This window comes from Amycolatopsis sp. NPDC045836, assembly GCF_056431745.1.
Window position 1 is genome coordinate 1 of the sequence record NZ_JBWKKF010000058.1, and the last position, 2,628, is coordinate 2,628.

Below are 2,628 nucleotides of genomic sequence, written 5' to 3' on the forward strand. Positions count from 1 at the left end.
CTCTACGCCATGCTCCGCAACCGAACCCACTACCGCCACCCCGAACCCACCTCAACCCCCGCTGCGGCTTGACAACCACATAGGGACACCCCCCCGTCCAGTCGATGCCGGTGGCACGCAGCTTCGTTTCGACGAGTGAGGTCAGGTGCGGCCGTGTCGGTCGCCGGCTCAAGCCACTTGCCCGGAATCGCACGATCCGGAGGCCAGGGGCACCGAAAGGAGTGACGCCTGGCGCTGGACCTGATCGACGAGCGCCGGAGGCGGCGCCACCGCCTCCGGTCAGGGCACTGGCGGTGTCGGCCTCCGCCAGCGCTCACCCGCCGTCACCGCCCGGCCTGTCGGTTCGGGGTGCGGCGGGGACCGCGACCGTTCAGCTCGTTCAGCTCCAGGCGAATAGGTCCTGCGTCAGGCCCATCGCTGCGAAGAGGTGGTCGCGGGACGTTTCGAGTTCCCGGCGCAACCGGGTCAGGTCCGCGCCGAGCAGCCGGCCTTTCCACTTGCGCACCTCGCCTGCGACGATCACCGTTTCGACGTTGGTGCGGTCCATCAGCGACACGACCGCTCCGGGAACGCTGTTGAGCGGGGCCACGTTGAGTGCGGTGGCGTCGAGCAGGACGATGTCGGCTTCCTTGCCGGGCGTGAGCGTGCCGGTCTTGCCGCCGAGGCCGAGGTGCTTGGCGCCGTTGACGGTCGCGTACCGCAGCACGTCGCGGACGGTGAGGAGTTCGGGAGTGCCCGGGGCCGGCGTCGGCCAGTTGTCCGGCGGCACGAGGTCGCCTTGGTCGAGGATCATCTGGTTGACGGTCATGCGCTGCATGGTCATCGCGGAGCGCATCTGGGTGAACGGGTCCGCGGCCATCGTCGTCTCGACGTCGGAGCTCAGCGAGGGCTCCATGCCCAGTTGCTGCATCTTGAGGATGGGCGGCGTGCCGTGCCGCATCGTCATCTCGATCGGGAAGGCCAGTGAGACCTGCGCTCCGGCGTCCCGCAACCGCCGCCAGGTCTGGTCGGACATGCCGGTCATGTGGATGAACAGGTTGTCCGGCCCCACCTCGACCCCAGCGGTGCCCCGGGCGAGCTCGTCGAAGACGGGCCGCATCCCCCACGAGCCGACGGCGTGCGCGGCGATCCTGAGCCCCAGCTCGCGGGCGATCGCCCAGGCGCGGGTGTACACCTGACGGCCCAGGTGCAGCTCACCGCCCATGACCATGCTCACCAGCTGGTCGTCCGAGGAGAACCACTGATCCCTGAGGCGGTGGGCGTCCTGCGGGTACCGGGCTGTCGCGCGGCTGTCGCCCTCGAAGAACCCGAACGCCGAACGCCGCCCGGTGTCGACCAGCGCCTGGATCGCCGCGTCGGTGTGCTCTGGGGAGTGGTGGATCTGCGAGACGTCCAGCACCGTCGTGACCCCGGTATCCAGCTGCGAGAGCCCGGCGAACAACGAGTTGACGTAGACGTCTGCCGGCCGGTAGAGCCGCGCGAATCCCCGCAGGATGTGCTCGCCGTAGTTCGGGTACGCGCTCGGCGAGCCCGAATGGTCGTCGAGGAGCAGGCCATTGGCGAGGAACGCACGCTCCGCGGTCTCGAACAGGTGGTGGTGCGTGTCGACGAAGCCCGGCAGGACGATGCGTCCCCGCGCGTCGATCACGCCGGCGTCGGCGGCGCGGATGCGGGGCCGGATGTCGACGATCTTGCTGCCCTCGACCAGGACGTCGGCGGTCGCGAAGTTGCCGACGCCCGGGTCCATGGACATCACCGCGCCGCCGCGGATGACGTAGCGGCGTCCCCGCTGCCCGCTGTCCTCCGGTGGCTGGTCACCGGCCACCGTGGCCATTTCCAGGAGGTCGTGCCGCCCGGCTCTGGAAGCGGGCTGCTCCGGCGGCTCACCGTCGTCACGTCGTTCGGTCATGGTGCGCCTTCCTGCGCGCAGTGGCTGCGGACGCCGGTGTGACCAGCCTGGGTGTTCTCGAAGGCCCGCCGACGGCGACGCGTCCTGTTCAGCACCGCGAGTTGATGTGTCAACTGAAGCCTACGCCGCGGAGTTGATTTGTCAACTCGCGGACTAGGATGACGGTATGAAGCAGCAGGGATTGACCGCACACGAGCTCCGCGCATGGCGGGTGTCCTTCCAGATGCTGGAGCTGCTGCGCACACGCATCGAGCAGCAGCTCCAGGCCAGCAGCGGTCTGTCCAACGCCGACTTCACCGTGCTCGCGTTGCTGTCCGAGGCGCCGGACGGGCGGATGCGCGCCTACGAGCTAGGCCGGATGGCCACCTGGGAGAAGAGCCGCATGCACCACCAGCTCACCCGGATGTGCAAGCGGGGCCTGGTCGCGCGGGAGCGGTGCGGCTCGCGCGGCATGGAGGCGGTGATCACCGCGAAAGGTCTCACCGCACTCAGGCAAGCCGTGCCCAGCCACGCCCAGGAGGTCCGCCGCCTTGTCGTCGACCGCCTCACGCGTGAACAACTCGACCAGTTCGCCGACATCGCCGCCACGATCCTCGAGAACCTGCAAGCAGACCAGCCGCCCGCCTAGGCCGTGTTTCACATGTGGCGTAGCCAGATGTTGATGGCGGCGATGTTGACGGTGGCCTGGTAGCGCACAGCGAGCTTGTCGTAGCGAGTGG

General features: G+C 68.9%; 2 protein-coding genes. One reads left to right on the forward strand and one right to left on the reverse strand.

Annotated elements, in window-relative coordinates; translation table 11 throughout:
- Positions 1 to 379: 379 nt before the first annotated feature.
- Positions 380 to 1,909 carry an amidohydrolase family protein gene (locus AC07EG_RS40260; protein ID WP_478258538.1) on the reverse strand — a complete coding sequence of 510 codons (1,530 nt, stop codon included), beginning with the start codon at positions 1,907 to 1,909 and terminating at the stop codon, positions 380 to 382.
- 166 nt (positions 1,910 to 2,075) lie between these two features.
- On the opposite strand from AC07EG_RS40260, the gene AC07EG_RS40265 reads away from it, so the two are divergent.
- Positions 2,076 to 2,537 (forward strand): MarR family winged helix-turn-helix transcriptional regulator, encoded by a 462-nt coding sequence (locus AC07EG_RS40265; protein ID WP_478258539.1) that lies wholly within the window; start codon positions 2,076 to 2,078, stop codon positions 2,535 to 2,537.
- Positions 2,538 to 2,628 lie beyond the last annotated feature (91 nt).

What these genes read in the sequence shown, in the direction of transcription:
- AC07EG_RS40260 (WP_478258538.1), bottom strand. Translation starts at nt 1,909, where the DNA reads ATGACCGAACGACGTGACGACGGTGAGCCGCCGGAGCAGCCCGCTTCC.
- AC07EG_RS40265 (WP_478258539.1), top strand. Translation starts at nt 2,076, where the DNA reads ATGAAGCAGCAGGGATTGACCGCACACGAGCTCCGCGCATGGCGGGTG.